At 69.8% G+C, this 19,404-nt stretch carries 18 protein-coding genes; 7 read left to right on the forward strand and 11 right to left on the reverse strand.

Going from position 1 to position 19,404, the window contains the following annotated elements; all coding sequences use genetic code 11:
* Window positions 1–153: 153 nt before the first annotated feature.
* The 3 genes from IM776_RS10165 to IM776_RS10175 all read right to left on the reverse strand — a co-directional run bounded on the left by IM776_RS10165 (window position 154) and on the right by IM776_RS10175 (window position 1,973).
* Window positions 154–699 carry a MerR family transcriptional regulator gene (locus tag IM776_RS10165; RefSeq protein WP_194419947.1) on the reverse strand — a complete coding sequence of 182 codons (546 nt, stop codon included), beginning with the start codon at window positions 697–699 and terminating at the stop codon, window positions 154–156.
* Between the two features lie 99 nt (window positions 700–798).
* Window positions 799–1,488 (reverse strand): transcriptional regulator FtsR, encoded by a 690-nt coding sequence (gene ftsR, locus IM776_RS10170; protein WP_194419948.1) that lies wholly within the window; start codon window positions 1,486–1,488, stop codon window positions 799–801.
* Window positions 1,488–1,973, reverse strand: a complete 486-nt coding sequence (locus tag IM776_RS10175; protein ID WP_147040221.1) for an FHA domain-containing protein — start codon at window positions 1,971–1,973, stop codon at window positions 1,488–1,490. The genes ftsR and IM776_RS10175 overlap by 1 nt, the downstream gene beginning before the upstream one ends.
* Before the next feature lie 101 nt (window positions 1,974–2,074).
* Here IM776_RS10175 and IM776_RS10180 point away from each other — a divergent pair, with 101 nt between their 5' ends.
* Window positions 2,075–2,710: a copper resistance CopC family protein gene (locus IM776_RS10180; protein WP_194419949.1), complete on the forward strand. Its 636-nt coding sequence runs from the start codon at window positions 2,075–2,077 to the stop codon at window positions 2,708–2,710.
* A 9-nt stretch (window positions 2,711–2,719) separates the two neighbouring features.
* The gene (gene lpdA / locus IM776_RS10185) at window positions 2,720–4,117 is read left to right on the forward strand and encodes a dihydrolipoyl dehydrogenase (RefSeq protein ID WP_194419950.1); all 1,398 of its coding nucleotides are present in this window, start codon (window positions 2,720–2,722) and stop codon (window positions 4,115–4,117) included.
* Between the two features lie 129 nt (window positions 4,118–4,246).
* On the opposite strand, the gene IM776_RS10190 is transcribed toward lpdA, so the two are convergent.
* Window positions 4,247–5,821 carry a glycerol-3-phosphate dehydrogenase/oxidase gene (locus IM776_RS10190; RefSeq protein ID WP_194419951.1) on the reverse strand — a complete coding sequence of 525 codons (1,575 nt, stop codon included), beginning with the start codon at window positions 5,819–5,821 and terminating at the stop codon, window positions 4,247–4,249.
* Window positions 5,818–6,405, reverse strand: a complete 588-nt coding sequence (locus tag IM776_RS10195) for a TetR/AcrR family transcriptional regulator (RefSeq protein WP_194419952.1) — start codon at window positions 6,403–6,405, stop codon at window positions 5,818–5,820. The genes IM776_RS10190 and IM776_RS10195 overlap by 4 nt, the downstream gene beginning before the upstream one ends.
* A 44-nt stretch (window positions 6,406–6,449) precedes the next feature.
* Here IM776_RS10195 and IM776_RS10200 point away from each other — a divergent pair, with 44 nt between their 5' ends.
* Together IM776_RS10200 and IM776_RS10205 are read left to right on the forward strand one after the other, a co-directional pair.
* Window positions 6,450–8,069 carry an FAD-binding oxidoreductase gene (locus IM776_RS10200; protein ID WP_228479709.1) on the forward strand — a complete coding sequence of 540 codons (1,620 nt, stop codon included), beginning with the start codon at window positions 6,450–6,452 and terminating at the stop codon, window positions 8,067–8,069.
* A 1-nt stretch (window position 8,070) separates the two neighbouring features.
* Complete coding sequence (locus tag IM776_RS10205; protein WP_194419953.1) at window positions 8,071–8,970, forward strand: diacylglycerol kinase; 900 nt, start codon at window positions 8,071–8,073, stop codon at window positions 8,968–8,970.
* Window positions 8,971–9,233: 263 nt separating this feature from the next.
* Here IM776_RS10205 and IM776_RS10210 read toward each other — a convergent pair whose 3' ends face one another.
* From IM776_RS10210 to IM776_RS10235, 6 genes are all read right to left on the reverse strand, one after another.
* Entirely contained in the window at window positions 9,234–10,343 is a 1,110-nt protein-coding gene (locus IM776_RS10210) for an FAD-dependent oxidoreductase (RefSeq protein ID WP_194419954.1), read from the reverse strand.
* On the reverse strand, window positions 10,330–11,043 hold the full coding sequence (locus IM776_RS10215) for a methyltransferase domain-containing protein (protein ID WP_228479710.1): 714 nt from the start codon (window positions 11,041–11,043) through the stop codon (window positions 10,330–10,332). Before IM776_RS10215 ends, IM776_RS10210 begins: the two co-directional genes overlap by 14 nt.
* The gene (locus IM776_RS10220) at window positions 11,043–12,197 is read right to left on the reverse strand and encodes a type III polyketide synthase (RefSeq protein ID WP_194419955.1); all 1,155 of its coding nucleotides are present in this window, start codon (window positions 12,195–12,197) and stop codon (window positions 11,043–11,045) included. The genes IM776_RS10215 and IM776_RS10220 overlap by 1 nt, the downstream gene beginning before the upstream one ends.
* 62 nt (window positions 12,198–12,259) lie before the next feature.
* Window positions 12,260–12,892 carry a CYTH domain-containing protein gene (locus tag IM776_RS10225; protein WP_194419956.1) on the reverse strand — a complete coding sequence of 211 codons (633 nt, stop codon included), beginning with the start codon at window positions 12,890–12,892 and terminating at the stop codon, window positions 12,260–12,262.
* Window positions 12,885–13,097 carry a response regulator gene (locus IM776_RS10230; protein ID WP_194419957.1) on the reverse strand — a complete coding sequence of 71 codons (213 nt, stop codon included), beginning with the start codon at window positions 13,095–13,097 and terminating at the stop codon, window positions 12,885–12,887. The genes IM776_RS10225 and IM776_RS10230 overlap by 8 nt, the downstream gene beginning before the upstream one ends.
* A gap of 16 nt (window positions 13,098–13,113) precedes the next feature.
* The gene (locus IM776_RS10235; protein WP_194419958.1) at window positions 13,114–13,593 is read right to left on the reverse strand and encodes a prepilin peptidase; all 480 of its coding nucleotides are present in this window, start codon (window positions 13,591–13,593) and stop codon (window positions 13,114–13,116) included.
* A gap of 124 nt (window positions 13,594–13,717) precedes the next feature.
* Here IM776_RS10235 and IM776_RS10240 point away from each other — a divergent pair, with 124 nt between their 5' ends.
* Genes IM776_RS10240 through IM776_RS10250 form a run of 3 tightly spaced genes read left to right on the forward strand, consistent with a single transcriptional unit; the run spans window position 13,718 to window position 19,397 of the window.
* Window positions 13,718–14,482 carry a hypothetical protein gene (locus IM776_RS10240; RefSeq protein WP_228479711.1) on the forward strand — a complete coding sequence of 255 codons (765 nt, stop codon included), beginning with the start codon at window positions 13,718–13,720 and terminating at the stop codon, window positions 14,480–14,482.
* Entirely contained in the window at window positions 14,479–16,005 is a 1,527-nt protein-coding gene (locus IM776_RS10245; RefSeq protein WP_194419959.1) for a DNA polymerase Y family protein, read from the forward strand. Before IM776_RS10240 ends, IM776_RS10245 begins: the two co-directional genes overlap by 4 nt.
* Entirely contained in the window at window positions 16,005–19,397 is a 3,393-nt protein-coding gene (locus IM776_RS10250; protein WP_194419960.1) for an error-prone DNA polymerase, read from the forward strand. The genes IM776_RS10245 and IM776_RS10250 overlap by 1 nt, the downstream gene beginning before the upstream one ends.
* The last annotated feature ends 7 nt before the right edge of the window (window positions 19,398–19,404 follow it).

The raw sequence follows: 19,404 nt of genomic DNA on the forward strand, positions 1-19,404 counted from the left end.
AGCGCTCCGCCGTTGACCCCGCGGGTCGTTTAGGGGGCGCAGAGTGCCGCTGACCCCGCGGGTCGTTGAGCGGAGGGGCTGAGCGCCGCAGACGAAACGGGTTGAGCGAGCCGAAGGCGAGTCGAAACCTCGCCGAGAAGCAGAAACCGTTGGTTACGCGCTGCGCTTGGCGCGACGAGCACTGAGCTCGTCGACCGGGTCCGGTGCCGTGGGGTCGAACTCGACGAGAGTGGTCTCCACCTCGCGGAGGACCTTACCGACGGCGATGCCGAATACGCCCTGGCCGCGGCTGACGAGGTCGATGACCTCGTCGTTCGACGTGCACAGGTAGACGGAAGCGCCATCGCTCATCAGCGTGGTGCCGGCGAGGTCGCGGATGCCGGCGGCACGGAGCTGTTCGACGGCGACGCGGATCTGCTGCAGCGAGATGCCGGTGTCGAGGAGGCGCTTGACGAGCTTCAGGACGAGGATGTCGCGGAAGCCGTACATGCGCTGCGAGCCGGAGCCGCTGGCGCCGCGCACGGTGGGCACGACGAGCTCGGTGCGCGCCCAGTAGTCGAGCTGGCGATACGTGATGCCTGCGGCGCGAGCGGCGACTGCGCCGCGGTAACCGACCTCGTCATCCATCGCGGGCAGACCGTCGGTGAAGAGGAGCTCGGTCACGAACCGCGGGTCGCCGGTACGCTCATCCGCATTCATCTGAAGTCCTCTCTGAAACGATTACCTCCACGCTAGAGCAGTGCCCCGGCACCGGCAACGACATCCGCTTCGCGGTCAAGGTGTGTCGCAACCAGTTCGTTACGAAAGCACGCGCGCGAGCGCTTCTTTGATGAAGACCGCTCGCACCTCGTCGATCTTGCCCGCCAGCTCGGGCGCCATCTCGCGCGCCTTGCCTCGGGACGCGGCATCCGTTCTGCGCAGCAGTGCCGACATCGCGGACTCGATCAGCGAGACTTCGCGCTCGGCGCTCTGACGAAGCGTCCGCAGGTGCCGCGGCTCGATGCCGTGCCTGTCGAGGGCGACGAGCCCGCGCAGCAGGGTGACGGTCGACTCAGGGTAGGTCTCGGCCGCGGTGATGATTCCCGTGCTGATGGCGTCGTTGAGGATCTGCGGGCCGGCTCCGGCCGCCGAGAGCAGTTCCTCACGCCGGTAGCGGCGCGGTGCCGGCGCGATGGAGGGCGGCGGCGCGATGGCCGACACGGCCCCGCCATCGGCCTCTGCCTCATCGAGCTGCTCGCGTATGACGCTGAGCGGCAGGTAATGGTCGCGCTGGAGGGTGAGCCCGAGCCGCAGGCGATCGATGTCGGTCTGCGAGAACTTTCGGTACCCGGAGTCCGTGCGCGAAGGACTGACGATGCCCTGCACTTCGAGGAAGCGAAGCTTGCTGGAGGTGAGATCCGGGAACTCCGGGGTGAGTCTCGCGAGCACCTGACCGATGCTCAGAAGCCCCGCGGTCGCTGAGCGGTCGCGGGCGTGGAGTGCTGCCATCACTCAGTCGCCGCCGCGAGGTCGGTGGGCGACATGAAGAAGTTGAGACGGAACTTGCCGATGCGAAGCTCGTACCCGTTCGCGAGCGCACTGCGATCGACCCGCTCGCCGTTGACGTACGTGCCGTTGAGCGAGCGCTGGTCGATGATCTCGAACGAGCTGCCGGAGCGCGTGATCTCGGCGTGACGACGCGACACGGTCACGTCGTCGAAGAAGATGTCGGCCTCGGGGTGACGGCCGATCGTCGTGACGTCGGTGTCGAGCAGATAGCGCGCACCCGCCAGCGCACCCGAGCGGACCAGGAGCAGCGCCGACCCGGAGGGAAGTGCGGCGATCGCGGACTGCTCGACGTCGGTGAGCTCGGCGCCGAAGGGCACGAACGACAGATCGGAGTCGTGTCCGAATGTCTGTGTGGCGTCGTGCCTCTGCTCACCGTCGCGGTGAATCGACGCGTCGCGAGCCGGTCGGCTTTCGAAATCTGTCACGGGTGGCCCTCCTTCCGCTCCAGACTAACGGATCGACGGACCCCCGAGCGAGGGTCTGTACGACACAGCCGGTGCACAACGCCATTTCCTATGGTTGAGGTGTGCGCACACTCACATCCTCACGCTCCGTCGCTCCTCTCTCTCTCGCCGCGACGCTGCTCGCCGCGTTCGTGCTCCTGTTCGCCTGGCCGCAGCCGGCGGCCGCGCATGACTCGCTGGTCGAGTCGAGCCCCGCGGCGGACTCGACGGTCGAGACGCTCCCCGGCGAGCTGAGCCTGACATTCAGCGCCGCACTGATCGGCGGAGACGGCTCGACCGAGATCGTCGTGACGGATGCCGCGGGCGAATCGGTCACCGACGGCCCGGCGGAGCTGGACGGCGCGATGGTGACCCAGCCCCTTGTCGCAGAGGCGGATGCCGGCGAGTACCACGTGCTGTGGAAGGTCGTCTCCAGCGACGGACACCCCACCTCGGGCGAGTTCGGCTTCACCGTGGCCACGAGCACGCTGGCCGCAGAGCCGTCGGCCGCACCGACCGAGACCGTCGCGCCGGCGCCGGACGAGACGCAGGCGCCCGCGCCCGCCGACGACCCGGACATGGAATCCGGAGCGTCGTTCTCGCCCGGCTGGCTCATCGGCGGCGCCGTCGTGCTCGTCGTCGTCGCGATCGCGCTCTTCCTCTTGCTGCGTCGTCGCCGACCACGCGATTCCGAATCGGACACCCCTGCAGAGCGATAGGCTGGAGCCATGCCACACTACGACGTCGTCATCCTCGGCGCGGGCCCCGGCGGGTACGTCGCCGCAGTCCGCAGCGCACAGCTCGGACTCTCCACCGCGATCATCGAAGAGAAGTACTGGGGCGGTGTGTGCCTCAACGTCGGCTGCATCCCCTCCAAGGCTCTGCTGAAGAACGCAGAGCTCGCCCACACCCTGAATCACAAGGCCGAGTTCTTCGGCATCTCGGGTGACTTCACGATCGACTTCGGCAAGGCGTTCGACCGCTCCCGCGAGGTCGCCGAGGGCCGAGTCAAGGGCATCCACTTCCTGATGAAGAAGAACAAGGTGACCGAGTACAACGGTCGCGGCACCTTCACCGGCCCGAAGGCGATCTCGGTCGCGAAGGCCGACGGCACGACCGAAGAGGTCACCTTCGACAACGTCATCATCGCGACCGGCTCGAAGGTGCGTCTGCTCCCCGGCGTCGAGCTCAGCGAGAACGTCGTGACGTTCGAGGAGCAGATCCTCACCCGCGAGCTTCCCGAGTCGATCGTCATCGTCGGCGCCGGCGCCATCGGCATGGAGTTCGCGTACGTCCTCACGAACTACGGCGTGAAGGTCACGATCATCGAGTTCCTCGACCGCGCACTTCCCAACGAGGATGCCGACGTGTCGAAGGAGATCACCAAGCAGTACAAGAACTACGGCGTCGACATCCTCACCTCCACCAAGGTCGAGAAGGTCGTCGACAACGGTTCGTCCGTCACCGTCACCTACACCGGCAAGGACGGCCAGCAGGCATCCATCGAGGCCGGCAAGGTCCTCATGTCGGTCGGCTTCGCACCGAACGTCGAGGGCTACGGTCTCGACAAGACGGGTGTGAAGCTCACCGAGCGCGGCGCGATCGACATCGACGACCACATGCGCACCAATGTCGACGGCATCTACGCCATCGGCGACGTCACGATGAAGCTGCAGCTCGCGCACGTGGCCGAGGCACAGGGCGTCGTCGCAGCCGAGACCATCGGGGGAGCCGAGACCCAGACGCTGGGCGACTACCGCATGATGCCGCGCGCGACGTTCTGCTCGCCGCAGGTCGCCTCGTTCGGTCTCACCGAGCAGCAGGCGAAGGACCAGGGGCGCGAGATCAAGGTGTCGACCTTCCCGTTCATGGCCAACGGCAAGGCGCACGGCCTGGGCGAGCCGGTCGGCTTCGTCAAGCTCGTGGCGGATGCCGAGCACCTCGAGCTCATCGGTGCGCACATGATCGGGCCGGACGTCTCCGAACTCCTCCCCGAGCTGACGCTCGCGCAGAAGTGGGATCTCACGGCTCTCGAGCTGGCCCGCAACGTGCACACCCACCCGACGTTGTCGGAGGCGCTGCAGGAGGGCTTCCACGGCCTCGCAGGCCACATGATCAACTTCTGACACGAAAGGGCTCAATGCGCCGCAGGCGCGTTGAGCCCTTTCGTGTCAGGGTTGAGCGAGCGCAGCGAGTCGAAACCTCTACACCCGCTCCCAGAACGAGCGAGTCGAAATCCCTACTGCGGTCGTACATCACCCGAGCCGCGCCAGCGTCTCTCCCACGACCTGCGCGACGACATCCGCTGCCGCCGCCCGGTCGTCGCGAACCAGGCCGATGCGCGTGCGTCGGTCGAGGACATCGTCCGCATCGAGTGCCCCCTCGGCACGCACCGCGAACGCGACTTCGGCGCGGATGACGTCGATTCCCTCGGCGACGCGCTCGGCGCCGCCCGATCCGCCGGCAGCGAGGACTGCTGCGGCTTCCGCGCCGTAACGCGCGCGAAGCGTGGCGGACGACCGGCCCGAGGCGCCGGGATCCGCGATCGGCACCGGCGAGCCGGGGGCTCCGACCAGCGGAAGCAGATCGGTGCGGCATCCGGGGTCGTCGAGTCCTGCGTGCCGGCATGCGAGGTCGACGGCATCCTTCGCCATGGCGCGATACGTCGTCAGCTTGCCGCCGAGGATCCCGACGGACCCGTTCGTCGACACCTCGACGCGATGGCGGCGCGAGATGTCGGCCGTCGAGGCGACCGCATCGGACTCGACGAGCGGGCGGAGCCCGGCGAACGAGCCGCGGACGTCATTGCGAGTGAGCGGACGGTTCAGCGCTTGCGACAGCGTCGTCAGCAGGAAGTCGATCTCGTCACCGGTGGGCGACGGCACGTCCGGAATCGGACCGGGGGCATCGACGTCGGTGAGGCCGACGATGACGCGCCCGAGCTGGGTGGGCAACGCGAACACGAAGCGGCTGATGGATCCGGGGTGCGGCACGGTGAGCGCTGCGGTGGGATTGCCGAGGGTCGCGGCATCCAGGACGATATGCGTCCCGCGGCTGGGTCGTAGGTGGATGTCGGGGTCGAGCTGCCCGGCCCACACGCCCGCCGCGTTCACGACCGAGCGGGCGCGCACGCGGACCGATCCCCCGCCGAGCTCGTCGTGCAGGGTCGCACCGCTGCCGTCGACGTCGGTCGCCCGGGTTCGCGTGAGAATCGTGGCACCGTGTGCGGCGGCCGTTCGCGCGACGGTGACGACGAGCCGTGCGTCGTCGATGAGCTGGCCGTCGGTGCTGATCATCCCGCCCCGCAGGCCGCTTCTGCTCAGAGCGGGGAACATGGCGACGGCGCCCCTCGGCGACGCTCGATGCGGCCGGGGCAGGACGGTACCGGGAGTCCCGGCGATGCGGCGCAGCCCGTCGCCGAGCCAGAGCCCGATGCTCCCGATGGCGCGTTGTCTCAGCGACACACCGTCCACGAACGGCAGCAGCTGCGGCAGCGTGCGGGTCAGGTGCGGCGCGATGCGCGTGATCAGCAGATGTCGCTCCACGGCGCTCTCCCGCGCGACCGCGAAGTCGCCCGATGCCAGGTAGCGCAGTCCGCCGTGCACGAGCTTCGAGCTCCAGCGGCTCGTGCCGAAGGCGAGGTCGCGGGCTTCGGCGAGGACGACGGAGAGGCCTCGGCTCGCGGCATCCAGAGCGACGCCCGCGCCGGTCACACCACCGCCGATCACGAGCAGATCGACCTCACCGCCGTCGGCGAGGATGTCGAGTTCACGCGAGCGCCGCGTGGCGTTCAGCATCGATGAGGCGCGAACGCCGGCGTCGCCGGTCATGGCCGCAGGTATCCGTCCACGGCGCGGGCGAGTTCGGCGTGCCACTCGCCGGCGCCGATGAGCGAGGAGACAGCGTTGCGGGAGAGGACCGCGGATTGGACGATGAGCAGCAGCATCACCGACATGTCCCCCGGGTCACCCGCGCGGACCGTCCCGCCGTTCTGCGCGTGGGCGACGGCATCCGCCAGCCAGCGCAGCATGACGCGCTGACTGGATCCGACGCGCTCCAGGCTGTACTGCGTGAACGCCTCCGGCTCGCTGGAGAGCAGGCGTCCGAACACGGGATCCTCCCGGAAGAGATCCGCGAATCGCAGCACCTCTGCGACGAGCCCCTCCCGGGTGCTCACCTCGGGTTCGAGCCGACGCAGGATCATGACGGTCTGACGGAGGAGCGCCGCGCGCACCACCTCGTCGGCGCCGGACCAGCGACGGTAGATCGTGGGCCGGCTGACCCGCGCCTCGCGGGCGAGTTCGGCGATGGTGAGGCGTGCAGTTCCCCGGCCGGCGATGAGGGCGGAGGCCCGTTTCAGGATGTGCACGTCGGCGTCGTCCCAGTCCGGCGTCTCCGCGGCGGACGGCGACATCTCGGCTGCTTGACGCTCTTCCACAATGTGTCACACTGTAACGCATGACGACGGAGACGACACCTGCCGCGATGATGCGCTGGAACGGTTGGGGCGACCCGGCTCTCGCGAAGGATCTTCCCCTCGCCGTGCGGGCGCTGCTGCCCACCGTCCTCGGAAGGGTGCACCGCGCGGAGCCCGCAGTCGCTCTCGAGGACGTCCGTCTGTCCCCGTCCGCGCTGGCTGCGGAGGACCGCGCGGCGCTCACCGCGATCGTCGGCCAATCGCACGTCAACACCGACGACGAGGCGCGCATTCGGCACTCCGGTGGCCGATCGACGATCGATCTCGTGCGCCGGCGTGCCGCCGATCAGAATGCCCCGGATGCCGTCGTCTCCCCCGCCGGTCACGATGAGGTTCTCGCCGCGGTGCAGCTGGCCGCCGAGCGCTCCATCGCCGTCGTGCCGTTCGGCGGAGGCACGAGCGTCGTCGGTGCACTGGACCCGGAGCGCGGCAGCCACCGCGCCGTCATCGCGCTCGACCTGAGGCGACTGAGCGGCCTGCTGCACCTGGACGAGGTCAGCGGCGAGGCCCGATTCCTGGCCGGCACGACCGGCCCCGAGTCCGAGCGTCTGCTCGCCGAGCGCGGCTTCGAGCTCGGTCACTACCCGCAGAGCTTCCTGTACGCCACGCTCGGCGGCTTCGCCTCGGCTCGCTCTTCCGGGCAGAACTCGGCAGGCAACGGCAGATTCGACGCGATGGTCATCGCCCTGCGCGTCGCCACGCCCACGGGCGAGGTCGCCCTCGGCGGCGCGCCGGGCACGGCGGCCGGCCCCGATCTCATGCGCATGTTCCTCGGCGCGGAGGGGATCCTCGGCGTCATCACCGAGCTCACCCTGCGCGTGCACCGCCTGCCCGAGACCCGGATCCACCAGGGGTGGACCTTTCCGGACTTCGCGACCGGGGTCGAGGCCCTGCGACGAGTGGCGCAACTCGGCACAGGGCCGACCGTGATCCGTCTCTCCGACGAAGCAGAGACCGGAATCGGCCTTGCGCAGCACGGCAAAATCGGCAGGGCACTGTCGAAGGGATGCAGCGCCGTCACCGTGTTCGAGGGAGAGCACGAGGTCGCCGCCTCCCGTCAGGCGCTGACCGAGCACGTGCTCACCGCGGCGGGCGGCAGGACGACAGGATCTGCTCCAGCCGAGGAGTGGGCGAAGGGCCGGTTCGGTGCGCCGTATCTGCGCGACGCCCTGCTCGATCACGGGGTGTTCTGCGAGACGCTGGAGACCGCGACGATATGGTCGAACATCGCCCGGCTGAAGTCGGCGGTCACCGAGACGCTCCGCACAGGGTTCGCCGATCACGACGCCAAGTCGCTCGTGATGTGCCACATCTCGCACGTCTACCCCACCGGCGCGGCGCTGTACTTCACGATCATCGGGAACCTGCGGGGCGACGTCTTGGACCAGTGGGATGCGATCAAGTCGCGGGTGAACGACACGATCCTCGCGAACGCCGGCACCATCAGCCACCACCACGGCGTCGGTCGCGATCACGCACCCTGGCTGGCGCAGGAGATCGGCGCCGGGGGCATCCGGATCCTGCGGGCGGTCAAGGACGCGCTCGATCCCACCGGGATCATGAATCCCGGTGCGCTCCTCGCGGCTCCTCAGGCGGGCTGACGTGCGGAACGTCCACGTCCTGATCAACCCGGATGCCGGACGCGGCAAGGGGTCTGCGAGAGCGGAGGCCGCGCTCACCCGGCTGCGCGACCGCGGGATCGACCCCGTCGTGCACTCCGGGGGGTCGCCCGAGGATTCCCGTCGGTTGGCCGCCGATGCCGTCGCGGCAGGGCCCGATGCGCTCGTAATCGTCGGAGGCGACGGGACGCTGGCGACCGTGGTCGACGTGCTCGCCGGATCCGGCATCCCGCTCGTGCTCGTGCCGGCGGGGACGGGCAACGATCTCGCCCGTTCGCTGGGCATCCCTTACGGATCGGACGAGGCTGCGGCCGATGCGGCGACGGCCGCGATCGACGGCGTGCTTCGATCGCTGGACGTCGGCGAGGCGATCTGCCCCGATGCGACCGCGCGCTTCCTCACGGTCGCCGCGCTCGGCTTCGATGCCAAGGTGAGCGAGCGCACGAACCGCCTGCGCTGGCCACGCGGCCGTGCTCGCTACTACCTCGCGCTGCTCATCGAGCTGGCGCGTCTGGCGCCGATGCGATTCTCGGTACGCGTGGACGGCGCAGCGGCGCCGGTCGCGGACGGCACGCTCATCGCCGTCGGCAACACGCGCAGTTACGGTGGCGGGATGCCGGTGTGCCCGGGCGCCGACCCGCACGACGGTCTGTTCGACATCACTCACGTCGCCCATGTCGGACGGTTCCAGCTGCTCCGGCTGTTCCCGCGGTTGCTGCGCGGCACGCACGTTCAGCTGCCGCAGGTGACGACGATGCGCGGTCGAGAGGTCGAGGTGTCAGCGCCGGGACTCGTCGTCTACGCCGACGGCGAGCGCATCGGCACTGGCAGCGTTCGCATTCGAGTGGTTCCCGGAGCGCTCAGCATCCTCCTGCCGCACTGACTGCGGCCGCTCAGCGCGCCGCAGATGCTGACCTCCTTCGGGTCGTCGAGCGAGCGCAGCGAGACGAAACGCGGTGAGCGACGAGCATAGGCTTCGACTCCCTCCGGTCGCTCAGCCCGTTTCGTCTGCGGCGGCTCCGCCGCCTCCGCTCAACGACCCGCGGATGAACTCCGCGCGGGATGCTGGAGTCGCGGGTCGTTGAGCGAGCGCAGCGAGACGAAACGCGGTGAGCGACGAGCGCAGCGAGGAGTCGAAGCGTCGGCTCATCCTCCCCGCATGGTGATCATGTCGGCGGTGCGGGCGCGCACCGGGGGTACGCCCAAGGTGCGGATGAGGACGTTCCGCACAGCGAGTGCAGGGCCTCGAGCAGGGCGCCCCATCGTCATATAGAAGAACGAGCGGCGCTGCGCACGCGCTGCCGCGCGAAGCGTGCGTCGCTCGTAGTCGGCGAAGTCCGGCAGCTCGGCGCGCAAAGAGCACTCGATCGCCGCGGCGAGGCGGACCGCGGCCGCCCAGCCGAGGTTCATGCCCTGCCCGCCGATCGGGCTCGTCTCATGCGCGGCGTCCCCGACGAGCGCGATCCGTCCCGCCGCCAGCCGGGCGGCGCGATGCTGCCCCGCCCGGAACACGGTCGGCTGCAGATCGCCGGGGAGTGCGAGGTGGATGCCGGTGCGCTCGTGGATCGCGGATGCGAACGCTCTCGCCTCGCCGAGCGCGCGCCGCGAATCGGATGCGACCCAACGGCGACGTCCCTGCGGAAGAGGGAACGACTCGACGAGTCCGTCCGCCTCGCAATACAGTTGCGCGCGCGGTCCGCGGTCGATGTCGGGGATGTCGGCCATCGCGTAACAGCCGCTGCCCGGCCGCCCTCGCCAGCCGATGCCGAGCTGTCGCCGGATGCCGCTGCGCACACCATCGGCGGCGACCGCGAACGAGGCCGTGATGTCGCGCGCGCCATCGAACGACAGCCTGACGGCGGCACCTTCGTCCTGCACCCGGGTGACGCGGCGACCCGAGTGCAGCGCTCCTGCCCGCAGCGTCGACAGCCGCAGCCGGAGCAGCGCGTCGGTGCGGCGTTGCGGCAGGATCAGCACCCGCTGCCGCTCGTTGAACGACAGCGACGCCAGGACGCGGCCGTCGCAGATCACCTCGCCCCCGTCGAGCGCGAGTGCCTCCTCGCGCACCTCCGCGCCGATCCCTGCGGCGGCGAGGGCGGCGCGGCCCGGCGGGTGGATGCCGATCGCCCGCGACCGATCGTCGGCGCCGTCGCGCGCCTCGAACACCGCGACGTCAAGACCGCGGGTCGCGAGCAGGCAGGCGAGCAGCAGTCCGACCGGTCCTGCGCCGACGATCGCGACATCATGGTCGGGCATCCCACGCCTCCCATCGCAGCTCGAGCCGTGCGGGGAACGCCTGGCGAACCTGCCAGCCCGGCGCGACGACCTCTGCGATCTCGCCGGGCGCGTACGCGCGGCGGATGCTGGTGAGCCCGTCATCTCGGATGAAGGAGTCCGCGAGCAGATTCCTCGTGAACGGCAGGGTTCCGGCGGCGAATCCCCAGTACGCGAAGCGGCTGCGAGCGATGTCGCGATGCAGGACGAGCCCGTCGTCCGCGGCGAGCGCGACGGAATCCTCCAGCAGCGCGGGCAGCTCCTCTTCAGTCAGGTGGTGCAGCAGATGATTGGAGACCACGATGTCGAAGCGCTCTCCCGCAGCGACCAGTTCACCCGTGTAGGCGCGGCGGTATTCCACCCCGCCGCCGCGCTCCTGCGCCCAGCGGATCGCCCGCGCATCGGCATCCAGTGCCGTGACGGCCACCGACAGCGCATCGCGGCGTGCCCACCCTGCGATCGCCCGTGACACGTCGCCGCCCCCTGCGCCGACGTCGAGCAGCCGGATCGGCCCGCGCCTGGCCCGCGGGCGGATGTCGCGACGGTACACGGCGCGCCACCGGGAGACGACGGCGTTGACGAGCGGGAAGCGCTCATATGTCCGCTGCAGCATCCGGAGGTCCGCATCCGGATCATCCATCAGCTCCCGCGCGTCGACCGCGCGGGATGAGAGATCGACCATCAGGTCGGCGCGACGACGGTCATGAGCGCGGCCTCGGCGGTCAGTCCCGGTCCGAAGGCCATTGCGGCCACCCGATCGCCGTCACGTGCGCCCTCCTGCTCGAGGATCCGCCGGAGCACGAACAGAACGGTCGCGCTGGACATGTTGCCGTACTGCCGGAGCACCTCACGGGCGGGGCGGAGCTGGTCTTCGGTGAGTGCCAGCTTCTCCTCGACGCGGTCCAGGATGCTGCGCCCACCGGGATGGATCGCCCAGTGCGTCACCTCGTTCCCGATCGTCCCGTCATCGAACGCAGAGGCCAGTGCGGCCTCTCCGGCGTAGAGCGGGCGGAGGGCGTCTGTGATGTGGTCCCCGATGAGTTGCGGCACCGCGGTCGACAGAACCATCTCGAAGCCCTCGTCGCCGATCATCCAGGCCATGTCCTGCTTGCCCTCCGGGATGATCCCGGTGTGGAACCGGTCCAGTGCGAAGCCGGGGACGGCGGAGTCGAACGCGCGCGCGGTGACGAGACCGGCGGCGGCGCCGTCGGCGAACAGCGAGGTGGCCACGATCATGTCCGGGTCCTCGGAGGAGCGCAGGTGCAGGGTGCACAGCTCGACGCTGACCACGAGGACCACGGCATCCGGGTTCGCCGCGCAGAACTGGCCGGCTGCCCGCAGCGCGGGCATCGACGCGTAGCATCCCATGAACCCGAAGTGGTAGCGCTCCACGCTGTCCGGTAGCCCGAGGGCACGCACGATCTCGTAGTCGGGACCCGGCGCGTAGAACCCGGTGCACGAGACGGTGATCACATGGGTGATGTCGGCGGCGGTGATGTCCGGGTCGGACTCGAGGCTCTGCCGTGCGGCATCGACGTAGAGCTTCCACGCCTCGCGGACGTAGATCTCGTTGCGCGTCTTCGTCCCGGGCGACAGCAGGGCTCCGCTCTTCCGGTCGAAGAACTGCGGTGATTCCACCGTCGAGGAGAAGGACAGTTCGTCGAGCACGGTGTAGCGGGTGTCGATGCCGGAGCCGTTGAACGACGCCGTCACGATGCGCTTGGCCAATCTGCCGAGATCCGGCTGGGCGGCGAAGACGTCCCGCACCTCCTCCTGCCTCAGCTCGGTGCCGGGAACGATCGTCTGCAGGGAGCGAAGTGTGGCGGAGCGACTCATGAGGTCACTCAAGCACGCCGGAATCTTCCGGAGAAGGGGGTTGTGTCAGAACCGCAACGTCATCAATGACCCAGTGCACGTGCGAGTTTGGAATCGGATGCCGCCGGGCGGGCGCCTGCGGCGAAGACGACGGCTTCGACCGCGGCGAAGAGCGCGTCACGACCGGTGTCGTCCGTCGGGGCGGCCGGCCCCAGCTCGACCTCCCACTCCCGCCATTCCCTCTGCACCGGGTTGTCCGAAGGATCGGGTTGCCGCAGGTCAGTGGCGCGGACCCGGTCGTCGACGAACTCGGCGATGACGCCGTCCGGCCCGGTGAGCCGGTATGCGGTGCGGCTGTTCTCGATGCGCGCGAGGGGCGTCAGAGGTGCGGTCGTCCACCTGGCGAGGGCATCGGCGACGGCATCCGGAATCGTGTCGTCAGCACTCAACGGCCAGGCGATCTCGAGACGTCCGTCGCCCTCGCGCGGGCCCTTGATGTGCCAGCCGGCATCCGGCCCGCCGGTGCGGCGGCGAACCGCGACACCCGCACGGGCGAGCTCTGCGTGTTCCGTGTCGAAGTAGCGGGCATCCAGTTCGCGCAGCTCGCCGGAGCTGACGGCATCGACCTGCTCGATCCCGGTCCATGCGGGCAGGGGCGTATCGGCGTCGACGTCGTACTTGCGCTCGACCTCGACGGTCCGGGCGCCCTCAGTCATCGTTGCTGGTCAGACCTTCGAGCGCCTCGTCGAACCAGTAGTCGATCTCGGTGGGGCCGTCGTCGGAACCCGTTTTCTGCGCGTCGCCGCGGCGGTTGTAGACCACCTGCGTCTCGCTGTAGGGGACGATGAGCTTCTCATCGGCGTCCCCCAGGGGGACGATCTGCCCGTCCAGCGGGCCACCGTGGAGTCGTGCGATTGCCATGTGCTCACCATAGTCCTCACCCGATGGCGATGCCGAGAACCGCACCGATGATCATCCAGGGCCCGAATGCGATGCGGGTGGACCTGTTCGCGCGCCTGAACACCATGAGCGCGAGTGCGTAGAACGCGCCGAGGACGAAGGCGGATGCCGCGCCCACCGCCAGCACCTGCCAGCCGTTCCAGCCCAGCACCAGCCCGATGAGGGCGGCGAGCTTCACGTCTCCCCCGCCGATCCCGCCTCGGCTCACTCCGCGGAGCACCGCGTAGAAGCCGCCGAGGATCAGCATTCCCGCCAGCGCTCCGATCAGCGGGCCGCTGCGCTGCGTGACCAGCGCGTCTATCCCGGCCAGGCCGAGGGATGCCGCGAGGGTTGGCAGCACGATCCGGTTCGGGAGCCTGTGGGTGCGCGCATCGATCGCCAGCAGCCAGATGCCGATCCCCGCCAGCCCCGCATGCACGACGACGACTGCGACCTCGTACGGGGAGATGGACGGCATGGCGGAAGGTTACGAGAACCGCGGGCGTCGTGGTTGCGGCCTGTGGATAACGTCGATGTCCGATGTGCGAATTACGATCTGAGGACAGCTTGCTTTATTCGTAGATACATTCGAGGATGGATGCATGGGCACAGCACTTCCCGCCCCCGCGGCTCTCCCTCGCGAGAGCACCGCCTCCCGCGCGCAGGAGGTGCATCGCCTGCGCAGCGAGATCTCCCGCATGCAGCGGCGACGCAGCGACGTGCCCTTCCTCCCGCTCGATCCGGCGCTGGAGGGGCTGCTGCCCGATCCCGGCCTGCGCGTCGGCTCCGCGTACTCCCTCTCCCCGTCGCCGAGCCTGCTGGGCGCCCTGCTCGCCGCGCCGTCGCAGAAGGGGTCATGGTGCGCGATCGTGGGCATGCCGACGATCGGCGTCGAGGCGATGAGCGATCTCGGCGTCGAGTTGGAGCGCCTCATCCTCGTGCCCGATCCCGGCCCGCGCTGGCTCACTGTCGCGACGGCGCTCTCCGAGGTGATCCCGATCATCGCCGTGCATCCGCGCAGTCGCGTCTCGGATGCCGACATCGCCCGGTTGAACGCACGCCTGCGCGATCGCGGCTGCACGCTGCTGGTCACCGCTCCCTGGCCCCAGAGCGAGGCGACGATCCGAGTCGAGGAGACCGAATGGCACGGTCTGGGCTCGGGGTGGGGACTGCTTTCGGATCGAACCGTGACGCTGCGGGCCTCGGGGCGGCGCTTCGAATCCGGCCGGCGGGTGCGCGTGCAGATGCCGACCGAGCTCGGGCGCGTGGGAGACGCACCCGCTCCCCTGCAGCCGGTGAAACCGCTGCCGGTGGCGACGCCGCTGACCGTGATGCCGGCGCCCGATCGCTGGGCGGTGGCCGGATGAGCGCCCCTCCCCGTCATCTCGTGCTGTGGCTGCCGGACTGGCCGGTGCGCGCGGCACTCGGTGCACCACCCGGAGATGAGCCCGTCGCCGTAGTGCAGGCGAACACCGTCGTCGCCTGCTCGGCATCCGCCAGGGCGCAGGGAGTGCGGCGCGGTCAACGTCGCCGGCTCGCGCAGACCTGTTCCCCCGGCCTGAGGATCCTTTCCGCCGATCCGCTGCAGGAGCAGCGGATGTTCCTGCCCGTGCTCCGCCTGCTCGAAGAGCTGGTGCCGGGAGTGCAGCCTCTGCGTCCGGGGCTGATCGCGCTGCGGGCTCGCGGCGCCGCCCGCTACTACGGCGGCGAAGAGCAGGCAGCGCAGCATCTCATCGACGCGCTCGCCGAACATACCCACCCGGGTTCCCGCGCGGGCGTCGCCGACGGGCTGTTCACCGCCGAGCAGGCGGCGCGCCTGGCCGATCCGGTGCGCGTGGTCCCTCCCGGCGGTTCGCGTGATCTTCTCGCGCCGCTTCCCGTCCAGGTGCTGGCCGATGAGCAGATCACGGCGCTGCTGACGAAGCTCGGCGTGCGCACCTTGGCCGATTTCGCCGCGCTCGAGGTCGCCCACGTCCGCGACCGGCTCGGTGAGAGAGGCGTGCGGCTGCACGATCTGGCCGCCGGTGCCGATTCGCGGCCGCTGACACCGCAGAAACCCGAACCGCAGCTCGCGCGGGAGATCGTGTTCGACAGTCCCCTGGCGCAAGCAGAGCAGGTGGCCTTCGCTGTACGCCAGACAGCGGATGCCGTCACCGCGGCTCTCGCCGGGCTCTCGCAGGTGTGCACCGAAGTGCGCATCGACCTCACCGACGACGACGGGGGCGTCTCTTCGCGGGTCTGGATGCATCCGACCTCGTTCGAGGCGAGCGATCTGGTCGACCGGGTGCGGTGGCAGCTCGAGGGGATGGCGGCCGCGTTCGCCGAGACCGAGCGGGTCGGTGCGGGCATCCTCGAGGTGCGGATCACGCCGACTCGGGTCGACGACAGCGCACATCATCAGCCCGGGCTGTTCGGGCAGGGTCCGGAGCAGCGCCTTCACCATGCGGTATCACGAGTCCAGGCGCTGCTCGGGCATCGCGGCGTGGTCACCCCGCAGGTCACCGGAGGGCGCCGGCTCGCCGAGCGGCAGCTGTTCCAGCCGTGGGGCGACAAGACTCCGCACGAGCGCGATGCGGCTTCGCCCTGGCCCGGGAGCCTTCCGCCCCCGCATCCCTCCGAGGTTTTCGTCCCGCCGGTGCCCGCCAGGGTGACGGCCGCCGACGGCACCGCCCCGACCGTGGACGAGCGCGGCGCGCTGTCCGCACCCCCCGCCGTGATCGAAGACGCGCCCGTGCTCAGCTGGGCGGGCCCCTGGCCGCTGCGGGAGCGGGCGTGGGATGCCGGCCGCTCCCGCACGGCGCAGCGGTTCCAGATCGTCGACGAGTCCCAGCGCGCATGGCTCGTGCTGTGGGAGGACGGTGCCTGGTGGGCCGAGGGGAGGTATCGCTGATGGGCTGGCACAACCCGGCGATGCCGTGGAAGGAGCTCGAACGCACCCTCAGCGGGCGCCCCGCTCCCGAACCGTCGCCGTCCAGACCGGACCCGGGGCCGGTCAGCAGGCGCCGTGCGAAGGCATCGCCACCGCAGATCACACCTCCCGAGAACGCTGTGCCCTATGCAGAGCTGCACGCGCACACTTCGTACTCCTTCCTCGACGGGGCCTCCCCGCCGGAGGAGCTGATCGCCGAGGCCGCCAGGCTCGGTCTCACCGCGCTCGCGATCACCGATCACGATGGGTTCTACGGCGCCGCCCGGTTCGCGGAGGCCGCGGATCTCATGGGGACTCCGCTGCAGACGATCTTCGGCGCCGAGCTGTCGCTGGATCTGCCTTCTCCGCAAGGCGGTGTGCCCGACCCGGTCGGCGAGCATCTGCTCGTGCTCGCCCGCGGCATGGACGGCTACCACCGGCTCGCAGGCTCCATCACCAGAGCGCAGCTGCGCGGAGGCGAGAAGGGGCGCCCGGTCTACGACATCGACGATCTCGCGGCGAGCGCAGGCGGGCAATGGACGATCCTCACCGGCTGCCGCAAGGGCGGCGTCCGTCAGGGGCTGTCCAGAGGGGATGCCGCGACACCGCTGCGACGCCTCGTCGACCTGTTCGGGAACGACAGCGTGGCCGTGGAGCTGTTCGACCACGGCGATCCGCAGGACTCGCGCCGCAACGACGCCCTGGCCGATCTCGCGGCATCCCACCGGCTCCCCGTCGTGGCGACCAACAACGTGCACTACTCGGCACCCCGGCGTGCCGGTCTCGCCGAGGCGGTCGCGGCGGTGCGCGCGGTGCGCAGCATGGACGACCTCGACGGCTGGCTGCCCTCGCACGGATCGGCGCATCTGCGCAGCGGGGCCGAGATGACCGAGCGGTTCCGCCGCTACCCCGGTGCGATCTCGCACGGGCTCGCCATCGCCGAGGAGTCGGCGTTCGAGCTGCGCCGCGCCCGCCCCGCCCTGCCACGACAGAAGGTCCCGGAGGGGCACACGCCGATGACCTGGCTGCGGCATCTGGTGTGGGAGGCCGTGCCCGCCCGCTACCCCCGTCTCGACGACGACGGCCGGGCGCGGATCGAACGCGAGCTGAACGTGATCGACGATAAGGACTTCCCCGGCTACTTCCTCATCGTGCACGGCATCGTCACCGAGGCGAAGCGCCGCGGCATCCTCTGCCAGGGCCGGGGATCGGCGGCGGCGAGCGCGGTCTGCTATCTGCTGGGCATCACCGCCGTCGACCCGATCCTGTACGGCCTGCCGTTCGAACGCTTCCTCGCCAGCACGCGCGAGGAGGAGCCCGACATCGATGTGGACTTCGACTCCGGCCGGCGCGAGGAGATCATCCAGTGGGTCTATGAAGAGTACGGCCGCGAGTGCGCTGCGCAGGTGGCGAACGTCATCCAGTACCGTCCGAAGAACGCCGTGCGCGACATGGCGAGGGCGCTGGGCTACTCCCCCGGCCAGCAGGACGCCTGGTCGCGTCAGGTCGACGGCTGGGGCGCAGACCTGATGCCCGCGGACGGCCATGACATCCCCGAGACGGTGCTGGAGTACGCCGGCGAGGTGCTGAAGGCGCCTCGGCATCTCGGCATCCATTCCGGCGGCATGGTGCTCACCGCGCGCCCGGTGGGCGAGGTCGTGCCCGTCGAGCATGCCCGCATGGACAAGCGCACCGTCATCCAGTGGGACAAGGACGATGCCGCGTGGATGGGCCTGGTGAAGTTCGACCTGCTGGGGCTCGGCATGCTCGCCGCCCTGCAGAACTGCTTCGATCTCGTCTCCGCGGCGACCGGCGAGAGATGGATGCTGGAGACGATCCCCAAGGAGGAAGAAGCGGTCTACGACATGCTGTGCCGGGCCGACTCGATCGGAGTGTTCCAGGTCGAATCCCGTGCGCAGATCGGGCTGCTGCCACGTCTGCAGCCGCGGCGCTTCTACGATCTCGCCATCCAGATCGCTCTCATCCGCCCCGGCCCGATCCAGGGCGGCGCCGTGCATCCGTTCGTGCGGCGCAAGATGGGGATGGACGAGGTGACCTACCCGCACCCCAAGCTGAAATCGGTTCTGGAGCGCACGAAGGGCATCCCGGTGTTCCAGGAGCAGCTCATCCAGATGGCGACGACGATCGGCGACTGCACCGCCGACGAGGCGGACACCCTGCGGCGGGCCATGGGCTCCAAGCGCGGGCTGGAGAGGATCGACAGCATCCGCGAGAAGCTGTACGCCGGCATGGCGCGGAACGGCCTGTCCGCCGAGCAGTCCGATCGCATCTACGAGCAGATCCAGGCGTTCTCGCACTTCGGGTTCGCCGAATCGCACTCGCTGTCGTTCGCGCTGCTGGTCTATGCCAGCTCGTGGCTGAAGCTGCACTATCCGGCCGCGTTCCTCGCCGGGCTCCTGAACGCGCAGCCGATGGGGTTCTATTCGGCATCCACACTCACCGCCGACGCCCGCCGGCACGGCGTGCAGGTGCGGCGTCCGGATCTGCACGCCTCGGCGGCGTCGGCGGCGCTGGAGGCTCTGGACGATTCCGCAGGGATCGTCGGCCCCACCGGGCTCGGCTCCTGCGCCGTGTACGACCAGCCGACACCTGGCGAGTTCGACCGGGATGCACCGGACGAGTCGGTGGCGCATCGCCGTGATGGCGCGTTCGCCGTCCGGCTCGGGATCGGCAGCGTCCGCGGCATCGGCACGCCGATGGCGGAGCGCATCGTCGCGGAGCGCGAGACGCACGGTCCCTACCGGGATCTGCATGATCTGGTGCGTCGCACGGATGCCACGGCCGCTCAGCTGGAGGCACTCGCGTCCGCCGGGGCCTTCGAATGCCTCGGGCTGAGCAGACGCGAGGCGGTCTGGCTCGCAGGCGCTGCCGCAGAGGATCGCGCCCGGTACCTTCCCGGCACGACCGTATCGGTGCAGCCGCCGCTGTTCACCGATCAGAGCAGCTATGAGCTGCTGTCCTCAGATCTGTCGACCACCGGCGTCTCGGTCGACGACCATCCGATGACGCACTTCCGTGCGGCGCTGGACGATCGCGGCGTGCTCACCGCCGGGCAGCTGCGCGACCACGAGGTCGGCAGGCGCATCGAGGTGGCGGGGCTCGTCACCCACCGGCAGCGACCGGCGACGGCGGCCGGGGTCACCTTCCTCAATCTCGAGGACGAGCACGGCCTGGTCAACGTGGTCTGCTCGGCGGGGGTCTGGGGCCGCTACCGCCGGATCGCCAGAGACTCCCCAGCGCTGATCGTGCGCGGCATGCTGGAGCGCTCGCCCGAGGGCGTGATCAACGTGCTCGCGGATGCCTTCCAGGATCTGCGCACCGGGATCGAGCATCGCTCCCGTGACTTCAGATGATGGCGCC

This window comes from Microbacterium abyssi, from assembly GCF_015277895.1.
Taxonomy (GTDB): Bacteria; Actinomycetota; Actinomycetes; order Actinomycetales; family Microbacteriaceae; genus Microbacterium; species Microbacterium abyssi.